This window comes from Streptomyces sp. NPDC058375, from assembly GCF_042723425.1.
Taxonomy (GTDB): Bacteria; Actinomycetota; Actinomycetes; order Streptomycetales; family Streptomycetaceae; genus Streptomyces; species Streptomyces durocortorensis.
In genome coordinates, this window is the sequence record NZ_JBHXJG010000091.1 from 1 (window position 1) to 26,359 (window position 26,359).

The window sequence follows — 26,359 nt, forward strand, 5'->3', positions numbered from 1 at the left end:
AAACCAGGCAACTACCTGGCCTTTCTCGGACTGGCAGCCGCTCTCTGCTGCTACAAACGATTCCTCAAACTGACCATGTAGGACACGGTCTAAGAGACGCACAGGGGCTTGAACGGTTCCCCCTGCCGGTGGTCGGCCTCCGCGGGGAAGGCCGGCCTCCGGACGGGGACGGTCCGGGCCGCTACGACCCGGCGGTCAGGCGTGGTTGACCGGGAGGACATCCGGGGAGAGAGCGCCGGCGTGAGCCGCGGCGCTCGTCATGCGCTTGCGGTGGTGGCGGCGGCACAGGACCTCGTAGCCGATCTTCTCCGCCGGGCGGTACACATCGCCGACCACGACCTGCGCGCCCTCCACCACCATCTCGCCGTCCACCGTGCGGGCGTTGTGCGTGGCGCGGGCGCCGCACCAGCACAGGGCCTCGACCTGGAGCTGCTCGACCCGGTCCGCGAGTTCGATCAGACGCTGCGAGCCGGGGAAGAGCTTGGTGCGGAAGTCCGTGGTGATACCGAAGGCGAAGACGTCCATGGCGAGTTCGTCCACGATCCGGGCGAGCTGGTCGATCTGGTCAGGCGCCAGGAACTGGGCCTCGTCCACGATCACGTAGTCCGCCTTGCCGCCCTTCGAGAGCCGCGTGACGAGGTAGGCGTAGAGGTCCATGCCCTCGCCGGCCTCGACCGCCTCCGTCACCAGGCCGAGCCGGGAGGAGAGCTTGCCCTCCCCCGCCCGGTCGTCCCGGGTGAAGATCACGCCCTGGAGGCCCCGGGCCGAGCGGTTGTGACCGATCTGCAGGGCCAGCGTGCTCTTTCCGCAGTCCATGGTTCCGGAGAAGAACACCAGCTCGGGCATGAGGGGTCGAGCACCTTTCGGAGGGGGTGGTACGGCGGGAGGGGTTACGAGCGTACTTCGAGGAGGGGGACGAGCTGTTCCACGGGGGTCAGGGAACCGTGCACGCCCGTCATCGCCGACTCGTGCGGCTCGTTGACGGAGGCCGTGATGATCACGTCGTCGTGGGCGGCGGCGACGACGTCGCCGATCCGGCCGTAGACCCGCTCGTCGATCGTCGGACCGAACCAGCCGGCCGCGACGGCCTCGTCCCGGCTCGCGATCCAGAACTGCTCGCCGAGGACCTCGCGCCAGACGGCCAGGACGTCGGACTGCGCGCCCGGCACCGCGTACACGTGGCGGGCGCGGCCCTCGCCGCCGAGGAGGGCGACGCCCGCGCTCAGCTCCCAGTCCTCGTCGAAGTCGATCCGGGACTGCTCGTCGAAGGGGATGTCGATCATGCCGTGGTCGGCGGTGATGTAGAGCGCCGAGCGCGGCGGGAGCTGCTCGGCGAGGCGTCGGGCGAGCCCGTCGACGTACATCATCTGGCCACGCCAGGCGTCGGAGTCCGTGCCGAAGCGGTGGCCCTTGCCGTCGACCTCGCTGTAGTACGTGTAGACGAGCGAGCGGTCGCCGGCGGCCAAGCGCTGGGCGGCGACGTCCATCCGGTCCTCGCCGGAGAGACGGCCGAGGAAGGAGCCGCCGCTGAGCGCGACCTTGGTCAGCGGCGTCTGCTCGAACGTCGGCGCGGAGACCTGCGCGGTGTGCACGCCCGCGGCGTCGGCGAGCTGGAAGACCGTGGGGTAGGGCTGCCAGACCTTGGGCGCGGTCCACGGCTTCCAGCGGAGCTGGTTCATCAGCTCGCCGGTCTCCGGGTTGCGCGCGGTGTAGCCGGGCAGGCCGTGCTCGCCGGGCGGCAGCCCCGTACCGACGGAGGCGAGCGAGGTCGCGGTGGTGGAGGGGAAGCCCGCCGTGAGCGGGCGGCCGGTGCCGCCGCGGGAGGTGGGGAGGAGCGAGTGCAGGAAGGGGGCCTCGTCGGGATGGGCCTTGATCTGCTCCCAGCCGAGGCCGTCGATCAGGAAGACGCAGTTCCGGTCGGCCGGGGTCAGCTCGGGGATCATGGCGGTGAAGCCCGGCACCTCCTGTCCGGCGGCGAGCGTCGGCAGCAGGTCGGCGAGCGAGCCGCTGCCGTACTCCGGGACGGGCGCGGCGTCGAGGGACAGCGGGACGGGGTCCTGCCAGGCGGGCTGGGCCATCAGCGGCCACTCGCCGCGGTGGCGGCCGTGGCCTCGGAGAGGGACTGGGCGAAGGCGAGGGTCTGGCGCACCGCGTCGGGGCCGTCCCCGGCCTCGCTGACCCGCAGGCTCAGGTCGTCGGCGGTGGAGCTGCCGGTGTAGCCGTGGTCGGCCTCGCAGTTGGAGTCGCCGCAGGCGGCGGGCTCCAGGTCGATCCGGGAGACCGCGCCCCAGCCGATGGTCAGGACGACCTCGCGGGGCAGGGTGCCCGGGACGTACTTCTCCGGGTTGGCCACCACTCGGCTGACCACGACGGAGGAGATCCGCTCCACCTTCACCGACTCGGTGGAGGTGGTGGCGTACGGCGTCGGCGAGCTGGTGTCGGCGGCCTGCTCGTCGGTGTGGCTGACGATGAACCGGTGCTCGGTCAGGACGAGGACCGTGACGTGACGGCGGACCTCGTTGGAGTCGAACGTGGTCTCCTGGTGCACCAGGTACGAGGCGACCGGCTCCCCGCCGACGGCGGCCTCCACCGCCTCGGCCACGAGGGCCGGGTAGTAGCCGCTGCGCTCGATCGCCGCGCGCAGCCCCTGGGTCGTCGTACCGGTCTTTGCCATGAGCACCATCCTACGGCGGGCCGGTGACTGCCGGGGACGCCCCGGTGGCCACCGGCCGGTGGGTCTCAGTAGTTCGGAAGGCGGCGGGGGCCGACGTCGCCCCGGGCGGGCGGTGGGGCGAGCCGGACGCTCGCGCCGAGCACGGTCAGTCCCTGCGGGGCGACCACGACCGGTTCGAGGGCGACGGAGACCACCTCGGGGTGGTCGTCGACCAGCCGGGACAGCCTGAGCAGCAGCTCTTCGAGCGCGGCCGTGTCGACCGGGGCCGAGCCACGCCAGCCGAACAGCACCGGGGCCGCCCGGATGGACCGGATCAGCTCGGCGGCGTCACGGTCGGTGGCGGGGACCAGCCGGTGCGCGGTGTCGCCGAGCAGTTCGGAGGGTGCGCCCGCCAGGCCGAAGGAGAGGACGGCCCCGGCGGCCGCGTCGATGGAGGCCCGGACGACGGTGTCGACGCCGCGCGGGGCCATCGCCTGGACGACGGGGAGCAGTTCGGCGGGCTTGCCGAGGAGGTCGGTGAGTTCGCCGTACGCCCGGCGCAGCGCCTCCTCGTCGGCGACGTCGAGGCGGACCCCGCCGAGGTCGGCGCGGTGGCGCAGGTGGGGCGCGGTGGTCTTGAGGGCGACGGGGTAGCCGAGCCGGGCCGCCGCCGCGACGGCCGCCTCGGGGTCGGGGGCGGGGAGCGTGGGGCGTACGTCGATGCCGTAGCGGCCGAGCAGTTCGCGGGCCTCGTCGTGGGTGAGCGGGCGTCCGCGCGGGTCGGGGGCGGTGGCGAGCTGCGCCTCGATCAGGGCGGCGGCCCCGGCCTCGTCGATGGTGTCGTCGAGGAACTCGGGGATTTTGCCCGGCACGGCCGCCTGCCGCCGCCACTGGGCGTACTTCACGGCCTCGGCGAGAGCCCGTACGGCGCGCTCGGCGGCGGGGTAGGCGGGGATGCGGCCGGGGCGGGGCGGGGTTTCGGGGGCGGTGGGCATGCTCGGGTCCGGGCCCGTGGTCGTGTCCCGGCCTGCCGCCGGCGCGGGGGCCGCCGGGGGCTGGGCGGCGGGCGTCACCGTCCGGGGGCGTGGGGCCGCCGTGCTGCTCGCGGCGGCCAGGGCTTCGGCGAGGCCGCCGATCTCGACGTGGACGACGGCCACCGGCTTGGCCGATCCCCCGGCCACCGCCTTGGTCAGGGCCTCGGCCAGCACCTGGCCGTCACCGGTCTCGGCCTCCCCGTTCTCCCCCACCCACGGGATGGCGGTGACGATCACCGCGTCGCAGGTCCCGTCCGCGAGCGCCTCGGCCAGCGCGTCGCGGAAGTCCTGCGGGGAGGCGGCGGTGGTGAGGTCGATCGGCGGGCGCGGGCGCAGCCCCTCGGCCAGGCAGGCGTCGTACGTCAGCAGGCCGAGGGACTCGGAGTTGCCGAGGATGGCGACCCGGGGGCCGGCCGGGAGCGGCTGGCCCGCCAGCAGGAGCCCGGCGTCGACCATCTCGGTCACGGTGTCGACGCGGATGACGCCGGCCTGGCGCATCAGCGCGGAGACCGTGGCGTCGGGGATGCGGCTGACCGGGACCGCGTGGCCGGGCGGGGTGGAGCCGCTGTGCCGGGCGCCCTTCACCACGACGACGGGCTTCACGGCGGCGGTGCGGCGCGCGAGGCGGGTGAACTTGCGGGGGTTGCCGAGGGATTCGAGGTAGAGCAGGGCGACGTCGGTGTCCGCGTCCTCGAAGGAGTACTGGAGGAAGTCGTTGCCGGAGACGTCGGCCCGGTTGCCCGCCGAGATGAACGAGGACAGGCCGGCGCCGCGCCGGTGGAGGCCGGAGAGCAGGGCGATGCCGATCGCGCCGGACTGGGTGAACAGGCCGATCCGGCCGCGGGCGGGCGACTCGGGGGCGAGGGAGGCGTTCAGCCGGACGGTCTCGGCGGTGTTGATGATGCCGAAGGCGTTCGGGCCGATGATCCGCATGCCGTACGAGCGGGCCTGGCGGACCAGTTCGCGCTGGAGCTCGCGGCCCTCGGCGCCCCGCTCGGCGTAACCGGCGGAGAGGACGACCAGGCCCTGGACGCCGTGCTCGCCGCAGTCGGCGACGGCCTCGGGCACCCGGTGGGCGGGGACGGCGATGACGGCGAGGTCGACCTGCTCGTCGATCTCGCCGAGCGAGCGGTGGGCGGGAACCCCGTCGAGGGTGGCGAGGCCCTCGTCGAAGGCGCGGTTCACGGCGTAGGTGCGGCCGGTGTAGCCGACGGCGAGGAGGTTGCGCAGGACCGTGCGGCCCACGCCGCCGGGGGTGCGACCGGTGCCGATGACCGCGACGGAGCCGGGGGCGAGGAGGCGCTGCACCGAGCGGGCCTCGGCGCGCTGTTCGCGGCCGCGCTGGACGGCGAGGGACTTCTCGGTGGGTTCGAGGTCGAGGGTGAGGTGGACGGAGCCGTCCTCGAAGCTGCGGCGCTGGCTGTAACCGCCGTCCCGGAACACCTTGATCATTTTGTTGTTGGCGGGGAGCACCTCGGCGGCGAAGCGCCGGATGCCGCGCTCGCGGGCGACCGCGGCGATGTGTTCGAGCAGCGCCGACGCGACGCCGCGGCCCTGGTGGGCGTCCTGGACGAGGAAGGCGACCTCGGCCTCGTCGGCGGGGGCGGAGGCGGGGCGGCCCGTGTCGTCGATGCGGTCGTAGCGGACGGTCCCGATGAACTCTCCGCCGCTCGTGACCGCCAGTCCGACCCGGTCGACGTAGTCGTGATGGGTGAAGCGGCGCACGTCCCGGTCGGATAGGCGGGGATACGGGGCGAAGAAGCGGTAGTACTTCGACTCGTCGGACACCTGCTCGTAGAAGCTGACCAGTCGCTCGGCGTCGTCCGTGGTGATCGGCCTGATGCGCGCGGTGCCACCGTCGCGGAGCACCACGTCCGCTTCCCAGTGGTCGGGGTACGCGTGATGCGGACTCTGTTCCGGCGTGGGCTCCATGGCCAAAGCCTACGGCCGGACGGGAGGCCGGGCACAGCACCACGCACTGCATGAGAGACTGGTCTAGACAACCGTTGATATGTGAAGGGCAGAACCATGGCTGAGCGCCGCGTAAACGTCGGTTGGGCCGAGGGCCTGCACGCCCGCCCCGCTTCCATCTTCGTCCGTGCCGCCACGGCCTCCGGCGTCCCCGTGACGATCGCCAAGGCCGACGGCAACCCGGTGAACGCCGCATCCATGCTCGCCGTGCTCGGCCTGGGCGCACACGGCGGCGAGGAGATCGTGCTCGCGTCCGACGCGGACGACGCCGAGGCCGCTCTGGACCGGCTGGCGAAGCTGGTCGCCGAGGGCCTGGAAGAGCTTCCGGAGACCGTCTGACCCCTCCGGCTCCGGTCCGTCCGGATACGACCCGCGAGAGCCGTGACCCCGTGAAGGGATCACGGCTCTTTCGTTCTCGGGAGAGAGCTGCACCTCGATAATCGGGCAGCGTAAATAACGCTCCGCAATTACTTCTCTTTGTATACGGCGCATTTGTTAATGCCGGACGCCCGCCGTGTTTACGCCGTGTTGCGAAGTTCTCACCGGGGGAACGGGTGTGGTGCGCCGCCCCGGGAGATCCGGGCGGCGGAGCCGGTGCGCGGCGGTGAAGCGTTCCGCGTGCTGGGCGGTCAGCGCCCTCGCCCGTTCCGCGTCGCCGCGCGCCACGGCGTCCACGATCGCGCCGCGCTCGGCCCAGGCGTCGGCCGGGCGGGCCTCCTGCTCGACCGCGTACATCCAGGCGATCTTGTGCCGGAGCTGGGTGAGCAACGCGATGAGCCCGGGGCTGCCGGAGGCCTGGGCGAGGGTCTCGTGGAACCAGCCGCCCAGCGAGCGCAGATCCTCGCCCTCGCCCCGGCGGGCCCGCTCCTGGCCCAGCCTGACCAGGCCGCGGAGCACCTTGAGATGGGCTTCCGTGCGGCGCTGGGCGGCGCGGGCCGCACCCAGTGGCTCCAGGAGCGTCCGCACCTCCAGGAGGTCGGCCGCCTCCTGCACGGTGGGCTCGGCCACACAGGCGCCGGCGTGTCTACGGGTGACCACGAAGCCCTCGGACTCCAGGGTGCGCAGCGCCTCGCGGACCGGGACGCGGGAGACCCCGTAGCGGCGGGCCAGCAACTCCTCGGTGAGGCGGCTGCCGCGCTCGTAGACACCGGAGACGATGTCGTCACGGATTGCCGTGCATACCGAATGCGCGGGAATGCGCATATCCGAACCTCCGCCTTGATCCCCGCGAAACGCGGCCGCCCGACGTCTGTTCCGTGACTCTATGACAATCCGTCGGAATTTCCGATGGGAGGTCGGAATCCGTGGATATCTTCACGCCGGAATTGCGAAGGCCCCGGCGGGTGCGGGGCCTTCGGACGGGGTCGTACGGGGTGGGTCAGACGTTGAGGCCGTGCGAGCGCAGGTAGCCGACGGGGTCCATGTCGGAGCCGTAGTCGGGGCTGGTGCGGGCCTCGAAGTGCAGGTGCGGGCCGGTGGAGTTGCCGGTGGAGCCGGAGAGCCCGATCTGCTGGCCGGAGGAGACGCTCTGGCCGACGGAGACGCCGATCGAGGAGAGGTGGCCGTACTGGGTGTACGTGCCGTCCGTCATCCGGAGCACGATGTTGTTGCCGTACGCGCCGCCCCAGCCGGCCTCGACGACCGTGCCGGCGCCGACCGCGACGACGGAACTGCCGGAGGCGGCCTGGAAGTCCACGCCGGAGTGGCTGCCGGAGGACCAGAGGGAGCCGCCGGTGTTGTAGCCGGTGGTGACGTGAGAGCCGGCCACCGGGAGGTGGAAGGCGTTCAGCCGGGCGCGCTCGGCGGCGCGGGCGGCACGGGCCTTCTCCTCGCGGACCTCCTTGGCGCGGGCCTCGGCCTTGCGCTCGGCCTCGGCCTCGGCCTTCGCCTTGGCCTTGGCGGCCTTCTCGCGGGCCTCGGCGGCGGCCTTGGCCTTCGCCTTCGCGACCGCCTCGGCCTGCTGCTTCTGGGCGTGGGCCTGGGCGTCGATCTGCTCGGCGAGGGTGGCGTCGAGGGAGATGGCCTGGGTGAGGCCGGTGTCGGCGACCTTGGCGGCCTCGGTGTCCGCGGCGAGGGCCGGGGAGGACAGCGAGCCGATGACTCCGGTGGTGGCCAGGGCCGCGATGCCGGCGACGTGGGCGCTCCGGCGCGTGAGGCGGCTCGGGGCACGGTGCTTCCCGGTGGCACGGGTGAACGCCATGGAGGGGCTGGTTCCTTTCCTTCCTTCTCGCCTACCGGGTTAGCTGACGGGTTCGGAGCAGGAAGGTCTCCTACGGATCCCCGCGCCGGTTCGCGGCACGGGCCTCCGATTCACCCCAGGGACTGCGTTGGGTCCCCGGCTCCCCAGGCTCGCGCCTGACGGGGACTCGGCGATGACTGCCCGGCGCCGCGGGTGCGGCATACGGGTGACGGACAGCCGAGCCGACGCTAGGCGGGACGACTTCCCCGCACCAAACGGACAAGGGGATTTGTCGCGCATCCCACAGGGCAGACAGGCAACCTCTGCCACGAAGGGGGTGAAGTTCACCAAACGGGCAAAAGCGCAGGACCCCGGCGAATTTTCTTTCGTCGGGGTCCTGTTCACGGCAGTGGGCCGCAACGGTGTGTCAGCCGGTGACGACGGACACCTCTCCGATGCCGAGGGCCTTCACCGGCTCCTCGATCTGCGCGGCGTCCCCCACGAGGACCGTGACCAGCCGGTCCACCGGGAAGGCGCTGACCACCGCGGCGGTCGCCTCGACGGTGCCGGTCTCGGCGAGCCGGGCGTAGAGGTGGGCCTGGTAGTCGTCGGGGAGGTGCTGCTCGACCTGGTCGGCCAGCGTGCTCGCGACGGAGGCGGCGGTCTCGAACTTCAGCGGGGCGACGCCCACCAGGTTCTGCACGGCCGTCTCGCGCTCGGCGTCGGTCAGCCCCTCGGCGGCCAGCGTCCGCAGGACCTTCCAGAGGTCGTCCAGGGCCGGTCCGGTGGACTCGGTGTCCACCGAGCCGCTGATCGCGAGCATCGCCGCGCCGCCCGAGTCGGGGCCGGAGGAGCGCAGCACCTGGGCGAAGGCGCGCACCCCGTAGGTGTAGCCCTTCTCCTCGCGCAGCACCCGGTCGAGACGGGAGGTGAGGGTGCCGCCCAGGCAGTACGTACCGAGCACCTGAGCGGGCCACACGCGCTCGTGGCGGTCGGCGCCGATCCGGCCGATCAGCAGCTGGGTCTGGACCGCGCCGGGGCGGTCCACGATGACCACGCGACCGGTGTCGTCCGCCGTGATGGGCGGCACCGGGCGGGCCTGGCCCGCGTTGCCCGACCAGTCTCCGAGGGTCTCCGCCAGCAGCGCGTCCAGGTCGATGCCGGTGAGGTCGCCGACGATCACGGCCGTCGCGGTGGACGGGCGGATGTGGGCGTCGAAGAAGGCGCGGACGGCGGCCTGGTCGATCCGCCGGACCGTCTCCTCGGTGCCCAGACGCGGGCGGGACATCCGGGCGGTGGCCGGGAACAGCTCCTTGGAGAGCTGCTTGGCGGCGCGCCGGGACGGGTTGGCGTGCTCGTGCGGGATCTCGTCGAGGCGGTTGCCCACCAGGCGCTCGATCTCGCTCTCGGTGAAGGCGGGGGCCCGGAGCGCCTCGGCGACCAGCCCGAGCGCCTTGGCCAGCCGGGAGGCGGGAACCTCCAGGGAGACCCGGACGCCGGGGTGGTCGGCGTGCGCGTCGAGCGTGGCGCCGCAGCGCTCCAGCTCGGCGGCGAACTCCTCGGCGCTGCGCTTGTCGGTGCCCTCGGAGAGCGCCCGCGACATGATCGTGGCCACGCCGTCCAGGCCCTCGGGCTCGGCCTCCAGCGGCGCGTCCAGGAAGATTTCCACGGCGACGACCTTCTGGCCGGGGCGGTGGCAGCGCAGCACGGTCAGCCCGTTGGGCAGGGCGCCGCGTTCGGGCGCCGGGAAGGCCCAGGGGCGGGCCGTGCCGGCGGTGGGCTGCGGGTGGAACTCCATGGCTACTCCAGTCACGGCGGCGTCGCTCACTTGTCCGCCCCCTCGGGCGCGTCAGTGGCCTCTTCGGCATCCTCGTCCGCCTCGTCGGCCGGCTCGATGGGCTCGTAGACCAGCACCGCCCGGTTGTCGGGGCGCAGGGCTGCCTCGGCCGCCGCGCGCACCTCCTCGGCGGTGACGTCCAGGACGCGGCCCACGGCGGTCAGGGCGAGCTGCGGGTCACCGAACAGGACGGCGTAACGGCACAGTTCGTCGGCGCGGCCGGCGACCGTGCCGAGCCGGTCGAGCCACTCGCGCTCCAACTGCGCCTGGGCCCGCTCCATTTCCTCGGGGGTGGGCCCCTCGGCGGCGAACCGGGCCAGCTCCTCGTCGACGGCGGCCTCGATCGTCTCCACCTCGACACCGCCGGAGGTCTTCACGTCCAGCCAGCCCAGCGAGGGCGCCCCGGCGAGCCGCAGCAGCCCGAAGCCCGCCGCCACCGCCGTACGGTCGCGGCGGACCAGGCGGTTGTGCAGCCGGGAGGACTCGCCGCCGCCGAGCACGGTGAGCGCCAGGTCGGCGGCGTCGCAGGCGCGGGTGCCGTCGTGCGGGAGGCGGTAGGCGGCCATCAGGGCGCGCGCCGGGACCTCCTCGTGGACCACTTCGCGCAGCTGCTCGCCGATGACCTCGGGCAGCGTCCCGTCGCGCGGCGGCTGCTTGCCGTCGTGGGAGGGGATGGAGCCGAAATACTTCTCGATCCAGGCGAGGGTCTGCTCGGGGTCGATGTCGCCGACCACCGAGATCACCGCGTTGTTGGGCGCGTAGTACGTACGGAAGAACGCGCGGGCGTCCTCCAGCGTGGCCGCGTCCAGGTCGGCCATGGAGCCGATCGGGGTGTGGTGGTAGGGGTGGCCCTCGGGGTAGGAGAGGGCGGTCAGCTTCTCGAACGCAGTGCCGTAGGGCACGTTGTCGTAGCGCTGGCGGCGTTCGTTCTTGACGACGTCGCGCTGGTTCTCCATGGACTCCTCGTCGAGCGCGGCGAGGAGGGAGCCCATCCGGTCGGCTTCCAGCCAGAGCGCCAGCTCCACCTGGTGGGTGGGCATGGTCTCGAAGTAGTTGGTCCGCTCGAAGCTGGTCGTCCCGTTGAGCGAGCCGCCGGCCCCCTGGACGAGCTCGAAGTGACCGTTCCCCTTGACCTGGCCCGAGCCCTGGAACATCAGGTGCTCGAAGAGGTGAGCCAGACCGGTGCGTCCCTTGACCTCGTGGCGCGAGCCGACGTCGTACCAGAGGCAGACCGCGGCGACCGGGGTCAGATGGTCCTCGGAGAGCACCACACGCAGGCCGTTGGCCAGGCGGTGCTCGGTCGCTGTCAAGCCGCCGGAGCCGGCCTGTGCGGTGGCCGTGTGACCCATGGGCATGTACGTCCCTTCGATCGCGATACTGGACTTCCTGCCAGACCTGCCACTCTAAGCAAGCGCACCGGCACCTGGCGAAGTTCCCGTTCGGCGGATGTTTCCGTCATGGTGTCGCGGACGCCGCCGCGGACGTACCGCCCGGGCCGCTTCGGACCGGGCTGAGGACGGGGCTCCGGACATGCCTCCGGACGGGTCGAGGTCGGCGTTGTCAGTGCGGCGGTCCACAATGGACCGCGTCAGTAGCTCGTGTTGTCCCGAACAAGCTCAGGTCGCCCGAACAGAATCCGTGAAGGAGTCGCAGCCGCGATGGCCCGCCGTAGCACGAAGACCCCGCCGCCGGACGACTTCGAGGAGAAGATCCTCGACATCGACGTCGTCGACGAAATGCAGGGCTCCTTCCTCGAGTACGCGTACTCGGTGATCTACTCCAGGGCCCTGCCCGACGCCCGCGACGGCATGAAGCCGGTGCACCGGCGCATCGTGTCCCAGATGAACGAGATGGGACTGCGCCCCGACCGCGGCTATGTGAAGTGCGCGCGCGTGGTCGGCGAGGTCATGGGCAAGCTGCACCCCCACGGTGACGCGTCGATCTACGACGCCCTGGTGCGGATGGCGCAGCCGTTCTCGATGCGGCTTCCTCTGGTCGACGGCCACGGCAACTTCGGCTCCCTCGGCAACGACGACCCGCCGGCCGCCATGCGGTACACCGAGTGCCGGATGGCCGATGCCACGTCGTTGATGACCGAGGCGATCGACGAGGACACCGTCGATTTCCAGTCGAACTACGACGGCCAGGAGCGCGAGCCGGTCGTCCTCCCCGCTGCCTACCCCAACCTCCTGGTCAACGGCGTCTCCGGGATCGCCGTGGGCATGGCCACCAACATGCCCCCGCACAATCTGGGCGAGGTCATCGCCGCCGCCCGCCACCTGATCAAGCACCCGGGCGCCGACGTCGAGACGCTGATGCGTTTCGTCCCCGGCCCCGACCTGCCCACCGGCGGCCGCATCGTCGGGCTGAACGGCATCAAGGACGCGTACACGGCGGGCCGCGGCACGTTCAAGATCCGCGCCACCGTCGCCGTGGAGGACGTGACGGCGCGCCGCAAGGGCCTCGTCGTCACCGAACTGCCCTTCACCGTCGGTCCGGAGAAGGTGATCGCCAAGATCAAGGACCTGGTCTCGGCGAAGAAGCTCCAGGGCATCGCCGACGTCAAGGACCTCACCGACCGGGCGCACGGCCTGCGTCTGGTCATCGAGGTGAAGAACGGCTTCGTGCCGGAAGCGGTGCTGGAGCAGCTCTACAAGCTGACGCCGATGGAGGAGTCCTTCGGCATCAACAACGTGGCGCTGGTCGACGGCCAGCCGCTCACCCTGGGCCTCAAGGAACTGCTGGAGGTCTATCTCGACCACCGCTTCGAGGTGGTGCGCCGGCGCAGCGAGTTCCGCCGCACCAAGCGCCGCGACCGGCTGCATCTGGTCGAGGGTCTGATCGTCGCGCTCCTCGACATCGACGAGGTCATCCGGATCATCCGGGACAGCGACAACTCCTCGCAGGCGAAGGAGCGCCTGATGGCGCACTTCTCGCTGAGCGAGATCCAGACGCAGTACATCCTGGACACCCCGCTGCGCCGCCTCACCCGTTTCGACCGGATCGAGCTGGAGAGCGAGCGCGACAAGCTCAACGGCGAGATCGAGGCGCTGACCGCGATCCTGGAGTCGGACGCGGAGCTGCGCAAGCTGGTCTCCTCGGAGCTGGCGGCCGTGGCGAAGAAGTTCGGCACGGACCGGCGCACGGTGCTGCTGGAGTCGGCCGCGTCGCAGATCGCGTCCGTGCCGCTGGAGGTGGCGGACGACCCGTGCCGGGTGCTGCTCTCCTCGACGGGGCTGCTGGCGCGTACGGCGAACGCGGAGCCGGTCGAGATCTCCGAGGACGCCCGGCGGACCAAGCACGATGTGATCGTGTCGGCGGTGGCGGCGACGGCACGCGGTGATGTCGGGGCGGTGACCTCCACGGGCCGGCTGCTGCGGCTCTCGGTGATCGACCTGCCGCAACTGCCGGACACGCACGCGGAGCCGAATCTCTCGGGCGGGGCCCAGATCTCCGAGTTCCTCAGCCTGGAGGCGGACGAGGAGCTGATCTGTCTCACGACGCTCGACGAGGCCTCGCCGGGGCTCGCGATCGGCACCCTTCAGGGCGTGGTGAAGCGCGTCGTGCCGGACTACCCGGCCAACAAGGACGAGTTGGAGGTCATCACCCTCAAGGACGGTGACCGCATCGTGGGTGCGACCGAGCTGCGTACGGGCGAGGAGGACCTGGTGTTCATCACCTCCGACGCCCAGTTGCTCCGTTACCCTGCGGGCTCGGTGCGCCCGCAGGGCCGGCCCGCCGGGGGCATGGCGGGCGTCAAGCTCGCGGCCGGGGCCGAGGTGCTGTCGTTCACGGCGGTGGACCCGGCGGCCGAGGCGATCGTCTTCACGGTGGCCGGCTCGCACGGCACGCTGGACGACTCGGTGCTGACGTCCAAGCTCACCCCGTTCGACCAGTATCCGCGCAAGGGCCGGGCGACCGGCGGAGTGCGCTGCCAGCGGTTCCTGAAGGGCGAGGACGTCCTGGTGTTCGCCTGGGCCGGCCCCACCCCGGCGCGGGCCGCCCAGAAGAACGGCACCCCGGCGAAGCTGTCGGAGCCGGACCCGAGGCGGGACGGTTCGGGCACGCCGCTGCTGGAGAAGGTGGCCGTGATCGCGGGACCGCCGCTGTACTGACGCTGTCGTACGGGGAGGAGCGGCCGCGAGGGCGTTACCCCTCCGTGGCCGCTTCCTGCATTCCGGCCTCCGCGTCCCCTTCGTGGGCGGGCTCCGGTACGTAGCGGAGCACGCCCCACATGGCGCGTTCGGTGTCCGAGGCGTCGGGCTCCGGCTCCGCGCGGCAGGCGGCGAGCCCGGCCGTCAGCGCGTCGGCGTCGATGCCCGCTCCGATCATGACGAGCTGGGTGAGGCGCTGCTCGCCGCGCGCCCACGGCTGGGGAACGAAGCGCAGGAACCGGCCGACCGCGTGCAGCGCGTAGGTGTTGTCCCGGTCCCCCGCGCCGAAGTCGACGAACCCCTTGATGCGGTAGAGGCCTTCGGGCCGCGAGTCGAGGAACGCCATGAAGCGGCGCGGGTCCATCGGCACGTCGGCGGTGAAGTCGACGCTCTCGTACGCCGCGTGGAGGTGGTCGGCGTGCCCGTGCCCGTCGCACCCCTCGTGCTCGTCGCACCCCTCCCCGCGCAGCAGGTCCTCGAAGCTCAACTGCCCCGCCATCTCCTCGTGGTCCGGCCGCAGCGCGGGGTCGAAGAGCAGCTCGGGGTCGATCCGGCCGTGCACGGCGGAGATCACGGCGGCGGGGCCGCTCAGCTCCGCGACCGTCGCCCGCAGCCGCTCCCGTTCGGCCTCCCCCACCCGGTCGGTCTTGTTCAGGACGACGAGGTCGGCGACGGCCAGGTGGCGGTCGAGCTCGGGGTACCGCTGCCGGGTGGCGTCGAACTCCGCCGCGTCGACTACCTCGACGAGACCCCCGTACAGGATGTGCGGGTTGTCGCTGGCCAGCAGCATGCGGACGAGTTCCTGGGGTTCGGCCAGACCGCTCGCCTCGATGACGATCACGTCCAGCCGGGCAGAGGGCCGGGTCAGGGTCTCCAGGAAGGTGTCGAGTTCGCTCGCGTCGACGGCGCAGCACAGGCAGCCGTTGCCCAGCGAGACCGTCGAGCCGACCTGCCCCGAGACGGTCATGGCGTCGATCTCGATGGCCCCGAAGTCGTTGACGATCACGCCGATACGGGTGCCCGCCCGGTTGCGGAGCAGATGGTTCAGGAGCGTGGTCTTGCCGGAGCCGAGGAAGCCCGCCAGGACGACGACCGGGATCTGCGGGGTACGGGGCGGGGTCAACGGGGGCCTTCCTGGGGACGTCGTCAGGGTGCCGGGACCGGCTGCGGCGGAGGTGCGCCGACGTAGCGGGCCGCCGGGCGGATGATCTTCGAGTCCTCCGCCTGCTCCAGGATATTGGCGCTCCAGCCGATCACTCGCGCCGCACAGAAGGTGGGGGTGAACATCGCGCGCGGCAGCCCGCACAGCTCCATGACCACTCCGGCGTAGAACTCCACGTTGGTGTGCAGCTCCCGGCCCGGCTTGAGCTCGGCGAGGATGGCCTCGACCTGGGCCTCCACCTCCACGGCGAAGTCGACGAGCGGGCCGCCGAAACCCTGGGCGAGGGACTTGAGCATCCGGGAGCGCGGGTCCTCGGTGCGGTAGACGGGGTGGCCGAAGCCCATGATGCGGCGGCCGGAGAGGACCTGTTCGCGGATCCAGCCGTCGATCCGGTCGGGGGTGCCGATGGCGTCCAAGGTGTCCAGGGCCCGGCTGGGGGCCCCGCCGTGCAGCGGTCCGGAGAGTGCGCCGACCGCCGCGACCAGGCATGCGGCCAGGTCGGCTCCGGTGGAGGCGACGACGCGGGCGGTGAAGGTGGAGGCGTTGAAGCCGTGGTCGACGGTCGAGATGAGGTACTGCTCGATCGCCCGGACCTTCTCGGGCTCCGGCTCCGCCCCGGTCAGCATGTACAGATAGTTCGCGGCGTGCGGCAGGTCCTCGCGGGGTTCGACCGGCTCCCGGCCCTGGCCGAGCCGGTGGAGGGCGGTCAGGATCGTCGGTACGGCCGCGCAGGCGACCAGCGCGTCCTCGCGTCGGCGCTCGGCCCCGATGTCGTACACCGGGCGGAAGCCGGCCGAGGCGCCGAGCAGGGAGAGCGCGGTGCGCAGTCCGGCGAGCGGGCCGGAGACGGCGCTCGCGCGGGCGATGGCCGGGAGGGCCTCGGTCACGTCGGCGGGGAGCGCGCGCAGGCTCGCCGTACGGGCCGCGAAATCGGCGGCCGCGGCCCGGTCGGGCAGCTCCCCGTGGAACATCAGGTACCAGACGTCCTCGAAGCCGCGGGTCCGCGCCAGCTCGATCGCCGAGAACTGGCGGTAGTGGTAGAAGCCTTCGCGGCCGCGGACGTCGCCGAGGGCGGTGTCGGTGACGACGACGCCGGCGAGGCCGCGGGGGATGGGGGCGACAGGGGTGGTGGTCATGGCTGCTCTCTCCTCCGTGCACGCAACCGTGCATGCGACATTGATTCGACTGTCCATGCTTGACTTGAGGTCTGTCAACATTGATTGAATCAATGTTCATGCGAAGTGGATACGGTGGTTCCATGACGGATCAACCAGAGCCCGACCGGCACGACGCACCCCGGCTGACCACCCGGCAGGCCGCCGAACTGCTGGGCGTGAAGCCGGAAACGGTGTACGCCTATGTCAGCCGGGGCCAGCTGAGCAGCGCGCGGGCCGCCGGGGGGCGGGGCAGCACGTTCGACGCGGAGGAGGTCCGAGCGCTGGCGCGGCGCTCGGGGCGACGGGATCCCGCCCCGGCCGGGGGCGACCTCGCCTTCCGCACCGGCATCACGCTCATCGAGGGCGACCGCTGCTATTTCCGCGGGGTCGACGCGACGGAGCTGGCCCGGCGGTACGGCTACGAGGAGGTCGCCGAGTGGCTGTGGACGGGCGAGCCGCGGCCCGGCGCCCGGTTCACCGCGTCCGCCGGGACTCTCTCGGCGGCCCGCAGGGCGGTCGACGCGCTGCCCGTGCACAGCGGGTCGACCGACCGGCTGCGGGTGGCGGTGACCGCTGCCGCGGCCACGGACCCGCTGCGGTTCGACCTGTCGCCGGAAGCGGTGCTGAGCAGCGCCCGGAGCCTGATCCCGACGCTGGTGGGCGCCCTGCCGACGCTGGGCGAACCGGAGGACGAAGGGGGTCGTCTGGCGCGGGAGCTGTGGTCACGGCTCACCGCGGAGCCGGCCGACGCCCCGTCCCTCGCCGTGCTGGACGCGGCCCTGGCGCTCCTGATCGACCACGACCTGGCGGCCTCCACCCTGGCCGCCCGGGTCGCCGCCTCCGCGCGGGCCCACCCGTACGCCGTGGTCTCGGCGGGGCTCGGGGTGCTGGAAGGGCCGCTGCACGGTGCGGCGAGCGGCCTGGCGCACCGGATGCTCCGGGAAGCGGTGGACCGGGGCAGCGCGGTTCCCGTGGTCGCCGATCATCTGCGGACCGGGCGGCGGGTGCCGGGCCTGGGCCACCGGCTGTACCGGGGCGAGGACCCCCGGGCGACGGTCCTGTTCGAGCTGCTGGCGGAGGTGCCGCAGGCGGCCGGGGCGCTGGCGGCGGCCCGCGAGGTGGTGGCCACGACGGCGCGGCACGCTCCGCTGCACGCCAACATCGACCTGGCCCTGGCCGTCCTGTCCGTCTCCCGGGGGATGCCGGCGGACGCGGGCGAGACCGTGTTCGCGGTGTCCCGCACCGCGGGCTGGATCGCCCACGCGCTGGAGGAGTACGGCGAGCGCCCGCTCCGCATCCGGCCGAGCGGGCAGTACACCGGCCCCCGGCCCCCGCAGCCGCTCCCCTGACCAGGACTCCGCCGCTACGCGAGGCGCCAGGTCCGGACCAAGGGCCCTGAGGAGCGCAAATTAGCTACGGATCACAGGGAATTCTCGCGCGGAGGCTGGGCGGTCGACCCGCGCACCACCAGCTCCGGCTCGAACAGCAGCTCGTCCGAGGGCACGGCCCTCCCGCCGATCTGCACCGAGAGCAGCTCCACGGCCGCCCGCCCCATGGCCTCGATGGGCTGGCGGACGGTGGTCAGGGGCGGATCGGTGCAGTTCATGAAGGCCGAGTCGTCGTAGCCGACGACCGACACGTCGCCGGGCACCGAGAGCCCCCGGCGGCGGGCGGCGCGCACGGCGCCCAGCGCGAGCGGGTCGCTGGCGCAGATGATGCCGGTGACACCGCGCTCCAGCAGCCGCATGGCGGCGGCCTGCCCGCCCTCCAGCGAGAACATGGCCCGGGCCACCCACTCGTCGGGGATGCTCGTGCGGGTCTCCTCGGCGAGCACCCGGGCGGCGGCGAGCTTGCGCTGCGAGGGCACGTGGTCGGACGGGCCGAGGACGAGTCCGATGCGCTCGTGGCCGAGCGAGACGAGGTGGCGCCAGGCCTGCTCGACGGCGACGGAGTCGTCGCAGGAGACGCCCGGGAAGCCGAGATGCTCGATGGCCGCGTTGATCAGCACGACGGGGATCTTGCGGTCGGCGAGCACCTTGTAGTGATCGTGCGGGGCGTCGGCCTGGTGGTAGAGGCCGCCCGCGAAGACGACGCCGGAGACCTGCTGCTGGAGGAGCAGTTCGACGTAGTCGGCCTCGGAGACGCCGCCCTTGGTCTGGGTGCAGAGCACCGGGGTCAGCCCCTGCTGGGCGAGTGCGCCGCCGACCACTTCGGCGAAGGCCGGGAAGATCGGGTTCTGCAGCTCGGGCAGGACCAGCCCGACCAGCCGGGCCCGTTCGCCGCGCAGCTGGGTCGGGCGCTCGTAGCCGAGGACGTCCAGCGCGGAGAGGACGGCCTGCCTGGTGGCGTCGGAGACGCCCGGCTTGCCGTTCAGCACCCGGCTGACCGTCGCCTCGCTGACTCCCACTTTCTGGGCCACTTGAGCAAGTCGTCGCGTCATGAGCGCAAGATTAGCGCAAGAAGTGCAAGAAGATTGCGTTGCGGGGGAACTCTTCCGGAACGCGCACCGGTACAGCCGGAACGCTCACAGACACAGCGCCGTGAGGCAAGAGGTACGCACGGCGAAGGAGCGGACGCACTGCGGTAAGCGGCCGAATTTCCACCCCGGCCGCCCGCCCCTTACCGTCTCTACGATGAACGCCCCACCGACCCCCGGCCGGGGACCGCGCCGGTTCAGCTGGCCCCAGCGGGTCTTCTCCCAGGTCCTGCTGATGCAGCTGGCCATCATCACCGGTGTGACGATCCTGGTCACCGGCCTCTTCCTGGCCCCCCTCAGCGACCAGCTGGACGACCAGGCGATGCGCCGCGCCCTGGCCATCGCCCAGTCCACCGCCGCCGACCCGGACATCGTGGAGCACCTGAGCAGCACGGACCCGTCGGACCGGGGCCCGGTCCAGTCGGCCGCTGAGCGGGTCAGGCGGGCGACCGGCGCGGAGTACGTCGTCGTCATGAACCAGCGTGGGGTGCGCTGGTCGCACCCCGAGACCCACCGGATCGGCGCGATCGTCTCCACCGACCCCGGTAAGGCGCTGCACGGCCGCGAGGTGATGGAGATCGACAGCGGCACCCTCGGCCGTTCGGCACGGGGCAAGGTGCCGCTGTACGGCCCGTCCGGCGAGGTGATCGGCGCGGTGTCGGTGGGGATCGCCTACGACAGCGTCCGCGCCCGGCTCCTCGCGGCGATCCCGGGGCTGCTCGCGTACGCGGGCGGGGCCCTGGCGGTCGGGGCACTCGCCGCTTACCTGATCTCCCGGCGGCTGCAACGCCAGACCCACGACCTGGCCTTCTCCGACATCTCCGCGCTGCTGACCGAACGCGAGGCCATGCTGCACGGCATCCGCGAAGGGGTCGTCGCCCTCGACGGGGCCGGCCGCGTCCGGCTGCTGAACGACGAGGCGCAACGGCTGCTGGGCCTGGGTCCGGAGGCGGCGGGCCGGCCGCTGGAGGAGGTGCTGGGCGACGGCCGGACCACGGACGTGCTGGCCGGGCGGGTGGTCGGCGACGACCTGCTGGCGGTACGGGGCAGCCGGGTGCTGCTGGCCAACCGGATGCCCACGGACGACGGCGGAGCCGTGGTGACCCTGCGCGACCGGACCGAGCTGGAGCATCTGGGCCGTGAGCTCGACTCCACCACGGGGCTGATCGACGCTTTGCGCGCCCAGGACCACGAGCACGCCAACCGGCTGCACACCCTGCTGGGGCTGCTGGAGCTGGAGATGCACGAGGACGCGATGGAGTTCGTCACGGAGGTGGTGGGCGTCCACCGGGCGACGGCCGAGCAGCTCACCGAGAAGGTCCAGGACCCGCTGCTGGCCGCCCTCCTCGTCGGCAAGACGACGGTGGCGGCCGAGCGCGGTGTCGCGCTGCGGCTGGCCCCGGGAACCCTCCTGCCGGACCGGGTGGTCGATCCCCGGGGCCTGGTGACCGTGGTGGGCAATCTCGTCGACAACGCCACAGACGCGGCGGCCGGATCGGACGGGGCGCGGATCGAGGTCGGGCTGCGCACCGAGGGCCGTACGGTGGTCCTGGAGGTGCGCGACAGCGGCCCCGGCGTCCCGGAGGAGCAGCACGCGTCGATCTTCACGGAGGGCTGGTCCACCAAGGACGTCCCCGCGCACGGCAAACGCGGTCTCGGGCTCGCCCTCGTACGGAGGCTCGCGGAGCGCCAGGGAGGCAGTGTGACGGTGTCCGGGGCGGACGGGGGCGGTGCGGTGTTCACGGTCGTGCTGCCGGAGGCGCTGACGGAGCCGGGGCCCGGGGCCGTGGACAAGCCCGGACCCGGTCCGGAGGCCGTGACCGGGCCCGCCGCGGGTTCCCCGAACGGTACGCCGCATTCCGCCCATCCGGCCACGACGGGAGAGCAGCGGTGATCCAGGTCCTGATCGTGGACGACGACGTCCGGGTGGCGCAGATCAACGCGGCGTACGTCGCCAAGATCCCCGGCTTCCACGTGGCCGCGCAGGCCCACTCGGCGGCCGGGGCGCTGGCGACCGTCGAGGAGGTACCGGTGGACCTGATCCTGCTGGACCACTATCTGCCCGACCGCAACGGCCTCGCCGTCGTACGGGAACTGCGCCGCCTCGGCCGACAGGTCGACGTGATCATGGTGACGGCCGCCCGGGACGTCGCGACCGTGCAGGACGCGATGCGGCACGGTGCGCTCCAGTACCTGGTGAAGCCGTTCACGTACGCCGGTCTGCGCTCGAAACTGGAGGCGTACGCGGCGCTGCGGCAGACGCTCGACGGGGGCGGGGAGGCCGAGCAGGCGGAGGTGGACCGGCTCTTCGGCGCGCTCTGGGCCGCCGACGAGCCGACCCTCCCCAAGGGCCACTCCCCCACCACCGCCGAACTCGTCCGGGGGGCCCTGCGCGGCGCCGAGGGCCCCCTCTCCGCCCAGGAGATCGCGGACAGCGCGGGGATGAGCCGGCAGACGGCCCAGCGCTATCTGAAGCTGCTGGAGCGCACCGGCAAGGTCCGGCTGACGCTGCGGTACGGGGAGACGGGCCGCCCGGAACACCGTTACGCCTGGACCGGCTCCTGAGCCCGGAGGGTCGGGCTCCCAGGGCCTGTCGTCTACCCGCCGCTAGGCCGCCCCGGCCCCCGTCAGCGCCCGGACCTCGGCCTCGGCGTGCCTGGCCTCGTCGGGCGGCTCGGGCGAAGTGACCGTACCGATCCAGCCGGCCAGGAAGCCGAGCGGGATCGAGACCAGGCCCGGGTTCTCCAGCGGGAAGAGCTGGAAGTCGACGCCGGGGAACAGGGACGTGGGGCTGCCCGAGACGACGGGCGAGACCAGCACCAGGACGACCGCCGGGACCAGCCCGCCGTACACCGCCCAGACCGCGCCCCGGGTGGTGAAGTTGCGCCAGAACAGCGAGTAGAGCAGGGCCGGGAGGTTCGCCGAAGCGGCGACGGCGAAGGCGAGTCCCACCAGGAAGGCGACGTTCAGGTCCTGGGCGAGCAGTCCGAGGCCGATCGCGACCACACCGATTCCGGCGGCGGCGGTACGCGCCACGGCGACCTCGCTGCGCTTCTTGCGCCCGGGGCGGCGGAGCGAGGCGTAGAGGTCGTGGGCGACCGAGGCGGACGAGGCGAGCGTGATCCCTGCGACGACGGCCAGAATGGTGGCGAAGGCGATGGCGGCGACCACGGCGAAGAGAATCGTTCCACCGGTGGACCCCTCGCCGCCGCCCAGATTGAGCGCCAGCAGCGGTACCGCGGTGTTGCCCGCCGCGTTCGATGCACGGACCTCGGCGGAGCCGACGAGCGCGGCGGCGCCGAACCCGAGCACGATCGTCATCAGGTAGAAGCTGCCGATCAGGCCGATGGACCAGACGACCGAGCGACGCGCGGCACGGGCGGTGGGCACGGTGTAGAAGCGCGACAGGATGTGCGGCAGGCCCGCGGTGCCGAGGACGAGGGCCACGCCCAGGCTGATGAAGTCGAAGCGTGAGGTCCAGTCGCCGCCGTAGCGCAGGCCGGGGGCGAGGAAGTCCTTGCCGTGGCCGCTGCGTTCGGCGGCGGCGTTGAGCAGGTTGTTGACGTTGCCGTGGAAGTGGACCAGGACGAGCACGGTGAGCGCGACGGCTCCGGCCATCAGCAGGACGGCCTTGACGATCTGGATCCAGGTGGTGGCGCGCATGCCGCCGAAGGACACGTAGATCACCATGAGCGCGCCGACCCCGACCACGGTCCAGGACCGGGCCGCGTCGCTCGTACCGCCCAGGAGCAGGGCCACCAGGCTGCCCGCGCCGACCATCTGGGCGACCAGGTAGAGCACGGAGACGGTAACGGACGAGGTGCCGACGGCGGTACGCACCGGGCGCTCCGCCATCCGCGCGGCGACCACGTCGGCCAGCGTGAACCGGCCGCAGTTGCGGACGAGTTCGGCGACGAGCAGCAGGACGACCAGCCAGGCGACGAGGAAGCCGACGGAGTAGAGCATGCCGTCGTAGCCGAAGAGGGCGATCAGCCCGGAGATGCCGAGGAAGGAGGCCGCCGACATGTAGTCGCCGGCGATGGCGAATCCGTTCTCCATGGGCGAGAACAGGCGTCCGCCGGCGTAGAACTCCTCGGCTGAGCCCTGTCGGTTGCGGCCGACCCAGGTGGTGATGAAGAGCGTCACCGCGATGAACGCGCTGAACAGCAGCAGGGCGAGTGTCTGGTGGTCTCCTTTCACCGTCCGAGCCCTCTCGTCATCTCCTGGGTGTCCCAGCGCAGATCGAGCGCCGCCCGGTCCCTGCGCAGCCGCGCGTGCCGTGCGTACGCCCAGGTGAGCAGGAACGTGGTGAGGAACTGGCCGAGCCCCGCCACCATCGCGACGTTGACCGCTCCGGCGACCGGGCGGGCCATCAGAGCGGGGGCGGTGGTCGCGGCGACGACGTAGGCGAGATACCAGAGGAGGAAGGCGAGGGCGGCGGGGGCCACGAAGCGGCGGTAGCGGCGGCGCACTTCGCGGAAGGCGGCGCTGCGGTGCACTTCGAGATAGATGTCTGCCGCGCTGGGTGCGGGGTCCGGCACCGCCGCCCCGGACGCGTCGTGGGTCTCGGCGCCTCCCGTACCGTCCTGTTCGTACCGGCCGGGGGCCGGCACGTCGTCCCACGGGTCGTCGAGCCGCACTCCCGCGGTCTCCGGCCCTGCTTCCTTCTCCACCGAACAACTCCCCTGATCCGCCGACCTTTTCGGCCGCACGGCCAACCATGGGCGGTTCGGGAGGATTCCGGGCGCGTCATTCGCCCGACTTCACCCCTTCAGGTGACAGAAGTCCCGGACGGCTGCGCGCTTCCCCGACGAGGCCCCGGGAAACGCACGCGGCCCCCGCTCCGGTGGGACGGGAGCGGGGGCCGTACGGGGTCCGGGGGTCAGGCGTCGATGCGCGAGCGGTCCAGAGTGGCGGCGGAGCTGGTGATGAACTCCTTGCGGGGCGCGACCTCGTTGCCCATGAGGAGGTCGAAAACCTGCTCGGAGGATTCCAGATCGCCGATGTTGATGCGCCGCAGCGTGCGGTGGCGCGGGTCCATCGTCGTCTCGGCCAGTTGATCGGCGTCCATCTCGCCCAGGCCCTTGTAGCGCTGGATCGATTCCTTGATCCGGACGTTCTTGCGCTGGAACTCCAGGAGGGTCTGGCGCAGTTCGTTGTCGGAGTAGGTGTAGACGTACTTGTCCTGGCCCTTCTTGGGCTGGACGAGCTCGATCCGGTGCAGCGGGGGCACCGCGGCGAAGACCCGCCCGGCCTCGACCATCGGGCGCATGTAGCGCTGGAAGAGGGTCAGCAGGAGGGTGCGGATGTGGGAGCCGTCGACATCGGCGTCGGTCATCATGATGACCTTGCCGTAGCGGGCGGCGTCGATGTCGAAGGTCCGGCCGGACCCGGCTCCTATGACCTGGATGATCGCGCCGCACTCGGCGTTCTTCAGCATGTCGGAGACGGACGACTTCTGGACGTTGAGGATCTTGCCGCGGATCGGCAGCAGCGCCTGGAACTCGCTGTTCCGGGCCAGCTTGGCGGTGCCGAGCGCCGAGTCGCCCTCGACGATGAACAGCTCGCTGCGGTCGACGTCGTCGCTGCGGCAGTCGGCCAGCTTGGCGGGCAGGGAGGAGGACTCCAGCGCGGTCTTGCGGCGCTGGGCGTCCTTGTGCTGGCGGGCCGCGATCCGGGTGCGGGCGGCGGCCACGGCCTTCTCCAGCACCGCCCGGGCCTGCGCCTTGGCGTCCCGCTTCGTCGAGGTCAGGAACGCCTTGAGCTCCTTGGCGACCACGCCGGCGACGATCCGGTTGGCCGCCGAGGTGCCGAGCACCTCCTTGGTCTGCCCCTCGAACTGCGGCTCGGCGAGCCGCACGGTGACGACGGCGGTGAGGCCTTCGAGGGCGTCGTCCTTGACGACGTCGTCCTCGGCGACCCGCAGCATCTTGGCGGAGCGGAGCGCCTCGTTCACCGTCCTGGTCAGGGAGCGCTCGAAGCCGGTGACGTGGGTGCCGCCCTTGGGGGTGGCGATGATGTTCACGAACGACCGTACGGTCGTGTCGTAGCCGGTGCCCCAGCGCAGGGCGATGTCGACGGCCAGCTCGCGGGTGACCTCGGTGGCGGTCATGTGACCGCGGTCGTCGAGGACGGGCACGGTCTCCTTGAAGGTGCCCGTGCCGCTGAGGCGCTGGACGTCGCAGACGGCCTTGTCCTGGGCCAGGTACTCGCAGAACTCGCTGATGCCGCCGTCGAAGCGGAACGTCTCTTCGGTCTTGCCCTCGCCGTCCAGCCCCCGCTCGTCGCGGACGATGATCGTGAGGCCGGGGACGAGGAAGGCCGTCTGGCGGGCCCGCTGGTAGAGCGTGTCCAGGTTGAGCTTGGCGTCCTTGAGGAAGATCTGCCGGTCCGCCCAGTACCGCACCCGGGTACCGGTACGGGTCTTGGGGACGCGCTTGCCCTTGCGCAGGCCGTTCGCCGGGTCGAAGGGGCTGTCCGGCCCCTGCTCGGTGAACATGCCGGGGACACCGCGCCGGAAGCTGATGGAGTGGGTCGCGCTGTTGCGGTCGACCTCGACGTCCAGGCGGGCGGAGAGGGCGTTGACGACGGAGGCGCCGACGCCGTGGAGGCCGCCCGAGGCCGCGTAGGAGCCGCCGCCGAACTTGCCGCCGGCGTGCAGCTTGGTCATGACGACCTCGATGCCGGAGAGCCCCGTCTTGGGCTCGACGTCGACCGGGATGCCACGGCCGTTGTCCCGGACCTCCACGGAGGCGTCGTCGTGGAGGATGACCTCGATCTGGTCGCAGTAGCCGCCGAGGGCCTCGTCGACGGAGTTGTCGATGATCTCCCAGAGGCAGTGCATCAGGCCGCGGCTGTCGGTGGACCCGATGTACATGCCGGGGCGCTTGCGGACCGCCTCAAGACCTTCGAGGACGAGAAGGTGCCGCGCGGTGTAGTTGGAGCTGTCCCGGTCGCCGCCTGCTGCGGCCAGCATCGCGGTGGACGGCACGGACGTTTCGGCGGTCACGCGGTTCGCTCCTCGCTGAATTTCATCTGGGGCACCCGTGGGTATCGGGCTGGGCTTCGGTTGCCGCTGAGAGCCTACAGAGGCCTGGTAGAGCGGTTGTAACGCCACCCTCGGGGGAATCCTCATGCTAGTCGAGCCTCATCCGGGCTCGCATGGATGTTCGATCATTCGTTGGAGTGACGTGCACATCACGTTCCCTTCGACGCATGAACCATTTAGGCTCCGGGCACGTCCTCATGAACAAACCGGCAAGCCGGCCGGCGGGACACACCCCCTAAGACAAGCAATGCGAAACCGTAGCGCTCCGCATACGGCACATTCGCCGCCAACCGGCAACAGACAGCCACACCGAGAAGAAGTTTCGAAGAAAAGCCACGAGCGGGAACGTTTTCGGCCTGGTTGGATGTTGACCCTGGTACGACAGCTCGTCGAGCTAGAGAAGAGGCGACGTGACTACTGTTCTGACCCCCGCGAGCCCGCTGACCGCAGCAGACCGCTGTGACCGTTGCGGCGCCCAGGCATATCTGCGCGTCGTCCTGATCAGCGGCGGTGAACTGCTCTTCTGCGCCCACCACGGGCGCAAGTTCGAGCCGGAACTCAAGAAGATCGCCGCGGAAATACAGGATGAGACGGATCGGCTCACTGCCGTGCAGACGGCTGCTGCCGACGAGGACCAACACTGACACCTCGCATCCACGACGAGCCAGGGGCCGGTCCAGGACCGGCC

At 71.8% G+C, this 26,359-nt stretch carries 20 protein-coding genes and 1 riboswitch; of the genes, 6 read left to right on the top strand and 14 right to left on the bottom strand.

All coding sequences use genetic code 11. From position 1 onward, the window contains the following. Positions 1-195 precede the first annotated feature (195 nt). The 4 genes from ACFWM7_RS16990 to ACFWM7_RS17005 all read right to left on the bottom strand — a co-directional run bounded on the left by ACFWM7_RS16990 (position 196) and on the right by ACFWM7_RS17005 (position 5,619). Complete coding sequence (locus ACFWM7_RS16990; protein WP_383261074.1) at positions 196-846, bottom strand: thymidine kinase; 651 nt, start codon at positions 844-846, stop codon at positions 196-198. Positions 847-890: 44 nt separating this feature from the next. Then, the gene (locus ACFWM7_RS16995; RefSeq protein ID WP_383261077.1) at positions 891-2,078 is read right to left on the bottom strand and encodes an alkaline phosphatase family protein; all 1,188 of its coding nucleotides are present in this window, start codon (positions 2,076-2,078) and stop codon (positions 891-893) included. Then, on the bottom strand, positions 2,078-2,674 hold the full coding sequence (locus ACFWM7_RS17000; protein WP_383261079.1) for a DUF5998 family protein: 597 nt from the start codon (positions 2,672-2,674) through the stop codon (positions 2,078-2,080). The genes ACFWM7_RS16995 and ACFWM7_RS17000 overlap by 1 nt, the downstream gene beginning before the upstream one ends. 65 nt (positions 2,675-2,739) lie before the next feature. Next, complete coding sequence (locus tag ACFWM7_RS17005; protein WP_383261081.1) at positions 2,740-5,619, bottom strand: GNAT family N-acetyltransferase; 2,880 nt, start codon at positions 5,617-5,619, stop codon at positions 2,740-2,742. A 96-nt stretch (positions 5,620-5,715) separates the two neighbouring features. On the opposite strand from ACFWM7_RS17005, the gene ACFWM7_RS17010 reads away from it, so the two are divergent. Next, a complete protein-coding gene (locus ACFWM7_RS17010) occupies positions 5,716-5,997 on the top strand; it encodes an HPr family phosphocarrier protein (RefSeq protein ID WP_383261082.1) in 282 nt (93 codons plus the stop codon). A 156-nt stretch (positions 5,998-6,153) separates the two neighbouring features. Here ACFWM7_RS17010 and ACFWM7_RS17015 read toward each other — a convergent pair whose 3' ends face one another. The 4 genes from ACFWM7_RS17015 to ACFWM7_RS17030 all read right to left on the bottom strand — a co-directional run bounded on the left by ACFWM7_RS17015 (position 6,154) and on the right by ACFWM7_RS17030 (position 11,023). Beyond that, on the bottom strand, positions 6,154-6,861 hold the full coding sequence (locus ACFWM7_RS17015) for a GntR family transcriptional regulator (protein WP_383261083.1): 708 nt from the start codon (positions 6,859-6,861) through the stop codon (positions 6,154-6,156). 175 nt (positions 6,862-7,036) lie between these two features. Beyond that, entirely contained in the window at positions 7,037-7,858 is an 822-nt protein-coding gene (locus ACFWM7_RS17020) for a M23 family metallopeptidase (RefSeq protein WP_383261085.1), read from the bottom strand. 14 nt (positions 7,859-7,872) lie between these two features. Beyond that, a riboswitch (cyclic di-AMP (ydaO/yuaA leader) is annotated at positions 7,873-8,040 on the bottom strand. 224 nt (positions 8,041-8,264) lie between these two features. Next, complete coding sequence (locus ACFWM7_RS17025; protein WP_383261105.1) at positions 8,265-9,635, bottom strand: M16 family metallopeptidase; 1,371 nt, start codon at positions 9,633-9,635, stop codon at positions 8,265-8,267. A gap of 26 nt (positions 9,636-9,661) precedes the next feature. Continuing rightward, positions 9,662-11,023 (bottom strand): M16 family metallopeptidase, encoded by a 1,362-nt coding sequence (locus ACFWM7_RS17030; protein WP_383261107.1) that lies wholly within the window; start codon positions 11,021-11,023, stop codon positions 9,662-9,664. 309 nt (positions 11,024-11,332) lie between these two features. On the opposite strand from ACFWM7_RS17030, the gene ACFWM7_RS17035 reads away from it, so the two are divergent. Beyond that, positions 11,333-13,789 carry a DNA topoisomerase (ATP-hydrolyzing) subunit A gene (locus ACFWM7_RS17035; RefSeq protein WP_383261087.1) on the top strand — a complete coding sequence of 819 codons (2,457 nt, stop codon included), beginning with the start codon at positions 11,333-11,335 and terminating at the stop codon, positions 13,787-13,789. Between the two features lie 34 nt (positions 13,790-13,823). Here ACFWM7_RS17035 and ACFWM7_RS17040 read toward each other — a convergent pair whose 3' ends face one another. Beyond that, positions 13,824-14,951, bottom strand: coding sequence for a CobW family GTP-binding protein (locus ACFWM7_RS17040; protein ID WP_383261088.1), 1,128 nt, complete (start codon positions 14,949-14,951; stop codon positions 13,824-13,826). Positions 14,952-14,974: 23 nt separating this feature from the next. Then, positions 14,975-16,126 (bottom strand): citrate synthase/methylcitrate synthase, encoded by a 1,152-nt coding sequence (locus tag ACFWM7_RS17045; RefSeq protein WP_383261090.1) that lies wholly within the window; start codon positions 16,124-16,126, stop codon positions 14,975-14,977. Positions 16,127-16,248: 122 nt separating this feature from the next. On the opposite strand from ACFWM7_RS17045, the gene ACFWM7_RS17050 reads away from it, so the two are divergent. Next, complete coding sequence (locus tag ACFWM7_RS17050; RefSeq protein WP_383261092.1) at positions 16,249-17,496, top strand: citrate synthase; 1,248 nt, start codon at positions 16,249-16,251, stop codon at positions 17,494-17,496. 71 nt (positions 17,497-17,567) lie between these two features. Here ACFWM7_RS17050 and ACFWM7_RS17055 read toward each other — a convergent pair whose 3' ends face one another. After that, on the bottom strand, positions 17,568-18,587 hold the full coding sequence (locus tag ACFWM7_RS17055; protein ID WP_383261094.1) for a LacI family DNA-binding transcriptional regulator: 1,020 nt from the start codon (positions 18,585-18,587) through the stop codon (positions 17,568-17,570). A 193-nt stretch (positions 18,588-18,780) separates the two neighbouring features. Between ACFWM7_RS17055 and ACFWM7_RS17060 the strand changes: the two genes are divergently transcribed. Together ACFWM7_RS17060 and ACFWM7_RS17065 are read left to right on the top strand one after the other, a co-directional pair. After that, positions 18,781-20,517, top strand: coding sequence for an ATP-binding protein (locus tag ACFWM7_RS17060; RefSeq protein ID WP_383261096.1), 1,737 nt, complete (start codon positions 18,781-18,783; stop codon positions 20,515-20,517). Next, a complete protein-coding gene (locus ACFWM7_RS17065; RefSeq protein WP_383261098.1) occupies positions 20,514-21,188 on the top strand; it encodes a response regulator in 675 nt (224 codons plus the stop codon). Before ACFWM7_RS17060 ends, ACFWM7_RS17065 begins: the two co-directional genes overlap by 4 nt. Before the next feature lie 42 nt (positions 21,189-21,230). Here ACFWM7_RS17065 and ACFWM7_RS17070 read toward each other — a convergent pair whose 3' ends face one another. From ACFWM7_RS17070 to ACFWM7_RS17080, 3 genes are all read right to left on the bottom strand, one after another. Beyond that, complete coding sequence (locus tag ACFWM7_RS17070) at positions 21,231-22,823, bottom strand: cation acetate symporter (protein WP_383261099.1); 1,593 nt, start codon at positions 22,821-22,823, stop codon at positions 21,231-21,233. Then, positions 22,820-23,296, bottom strand: a complete 477-nt coding sequence (locus tag ACFWM7_RS17075; RefSeq protein ID WP_383261102.1) for a DUF485 domain-containing protein — start codon at positions 23,294-23,296, stop codon at positions 22,820-22,822. The genes ACFWM7_RS17070 and ACFWM7_RS17075 overlap by 4 nt, the downstream gene beginning before the upstream one ends. Positions 23,297-23,505: 209 nt before the next feature. Continuing rightward, a complete protein-coding gene (locus ACFWM7_RS17080; RefSeq protein WP_383261104.1) occupies positions 23,506-25,632 on the bottom strand; it encodes a type IIA DNA topoisomerase subunit B in 2,127 nt (708 codons plus the stop codon). 449 nt (positions 25,633-26,081) lie between these two features. Between ACFWM7_RS17080 and ACFWM7_RS17085 the strand changes: the two genes are divergently transcribed. Continuing rightward, positions 26,082-26,315 (top strand): hypothetical protein, encoded by a 234-nt coding sequence (locus ACFWM7_RS17085; protein WP_006128079.1) that lies wholly within the window; start codon positions 26,082-26,084, stop codon positions 26,313-26,315. Positions 26,316-26,359 lie beyond the last annotated feature (44 nt).

Bases quoted from the DNA above. Each gene is read 5' to 3' on its own strand.
- ACFWM7_RS16990 (WP_383261074.1), bottom strand. From the start codon at position 846: ATGCCCGAGCTGGTGTTCTTCTCCGGAACCATGGACTGCGGAAAGAGC.
- ACFWM7_RS16995 (WP_383261077.1), bottom strand. From the start codon at position 2,078: ATGGCCCAGCCCGCCTGGCAGGACCCCGTCCCGCTGTCCCTCGACGCC.
- ACFWM7_RS17000 (WP_383261079.1), bottom strand. From the start codon at position 2,674: ATGGCAAAGACCGGTACGACGACCCAGGGGCTGCGCGCGGCGATCGAG.
- ACFWM7_RS17005 (WP_383261081.1), bottom strand. From the start codon at position 5,619: ATGGAGCCCACGCCGGAACAGAGTCCGCATCACGCGTACCCCGACCAC.
- ACFWM7_RS17010 (WP_383261082.1), top strand. From the start codon at position 5,716: ATGGCTGAGCGCCGCGTAAACGTCGGTTGGGCCGAGGGCCTGCACGCC.
- ACFWM7_RS17015 (WP_383261083.1), bottom strand. From the start codon at position 6,861: ATGCGCATTCCCGCGCATTCGGTATGCACGGCAATCCGTGACGACATC.
- ACFWM7_RS17020 (WP_383261085.1), bottom strand. From the start codon at position 7,858: ATGGCGTTCACCCGTGCCACCGGGAAGCACCGTGCCCCGAGCCGCCTC.
- ACFWM7_RS17025 (WP_383261105.1), bottom strand. From the start codon at position 9,635: ATGGAGTTCCACCCGCAGCCCACCGCCGGCACGGCCCGCCCCTGGGCC.
- ACFWM7_RS17030 (WP_383261107.1), bottom strand. From the start codon at position 11,023: ATGGGTCACACGGCCACCGCACAGGCCGGCTCCGGCGGCTTGACAGCG.
- ACFWM7_RS17035 (WP_383261087.1), top strand. From the start codon at position 11,333: ATGGCCCGCCGTAGCACGAAGACCCCGCCGCCGGACGACTTCGAGGAG.
- ACFWM7_RS17045 (WP_383261090.1), bottom strand. From the start codon at position 16,126: ATGACCACCACCCCTGTCGCCCCCATCCCCCGCGGCCTCGCCGGCGTC.
- ACFWM7_RS17050 (WP_383261092.1), top strand. From the start codon at position 16,249: ATGACGGATCAACCAGAGCCCGACCGGCACGACGCACCCCGGCTGACC.
- ACFWM7_RS17055 (WP_383261094.1), bottom strand. From the start codon at position 18,587: ATGACGCGACGACTTGCTCAAGTGGCCCAGAAAGTGGGAGTCAGCGAG.
- ACFWM7_RS17060 (WP_383261096.1), top strand. From the start codon at position 18,781: ATGAACGCCCCACCGACCCCCGGCCGGGGACCGCGCCGGTTCAGCTGG.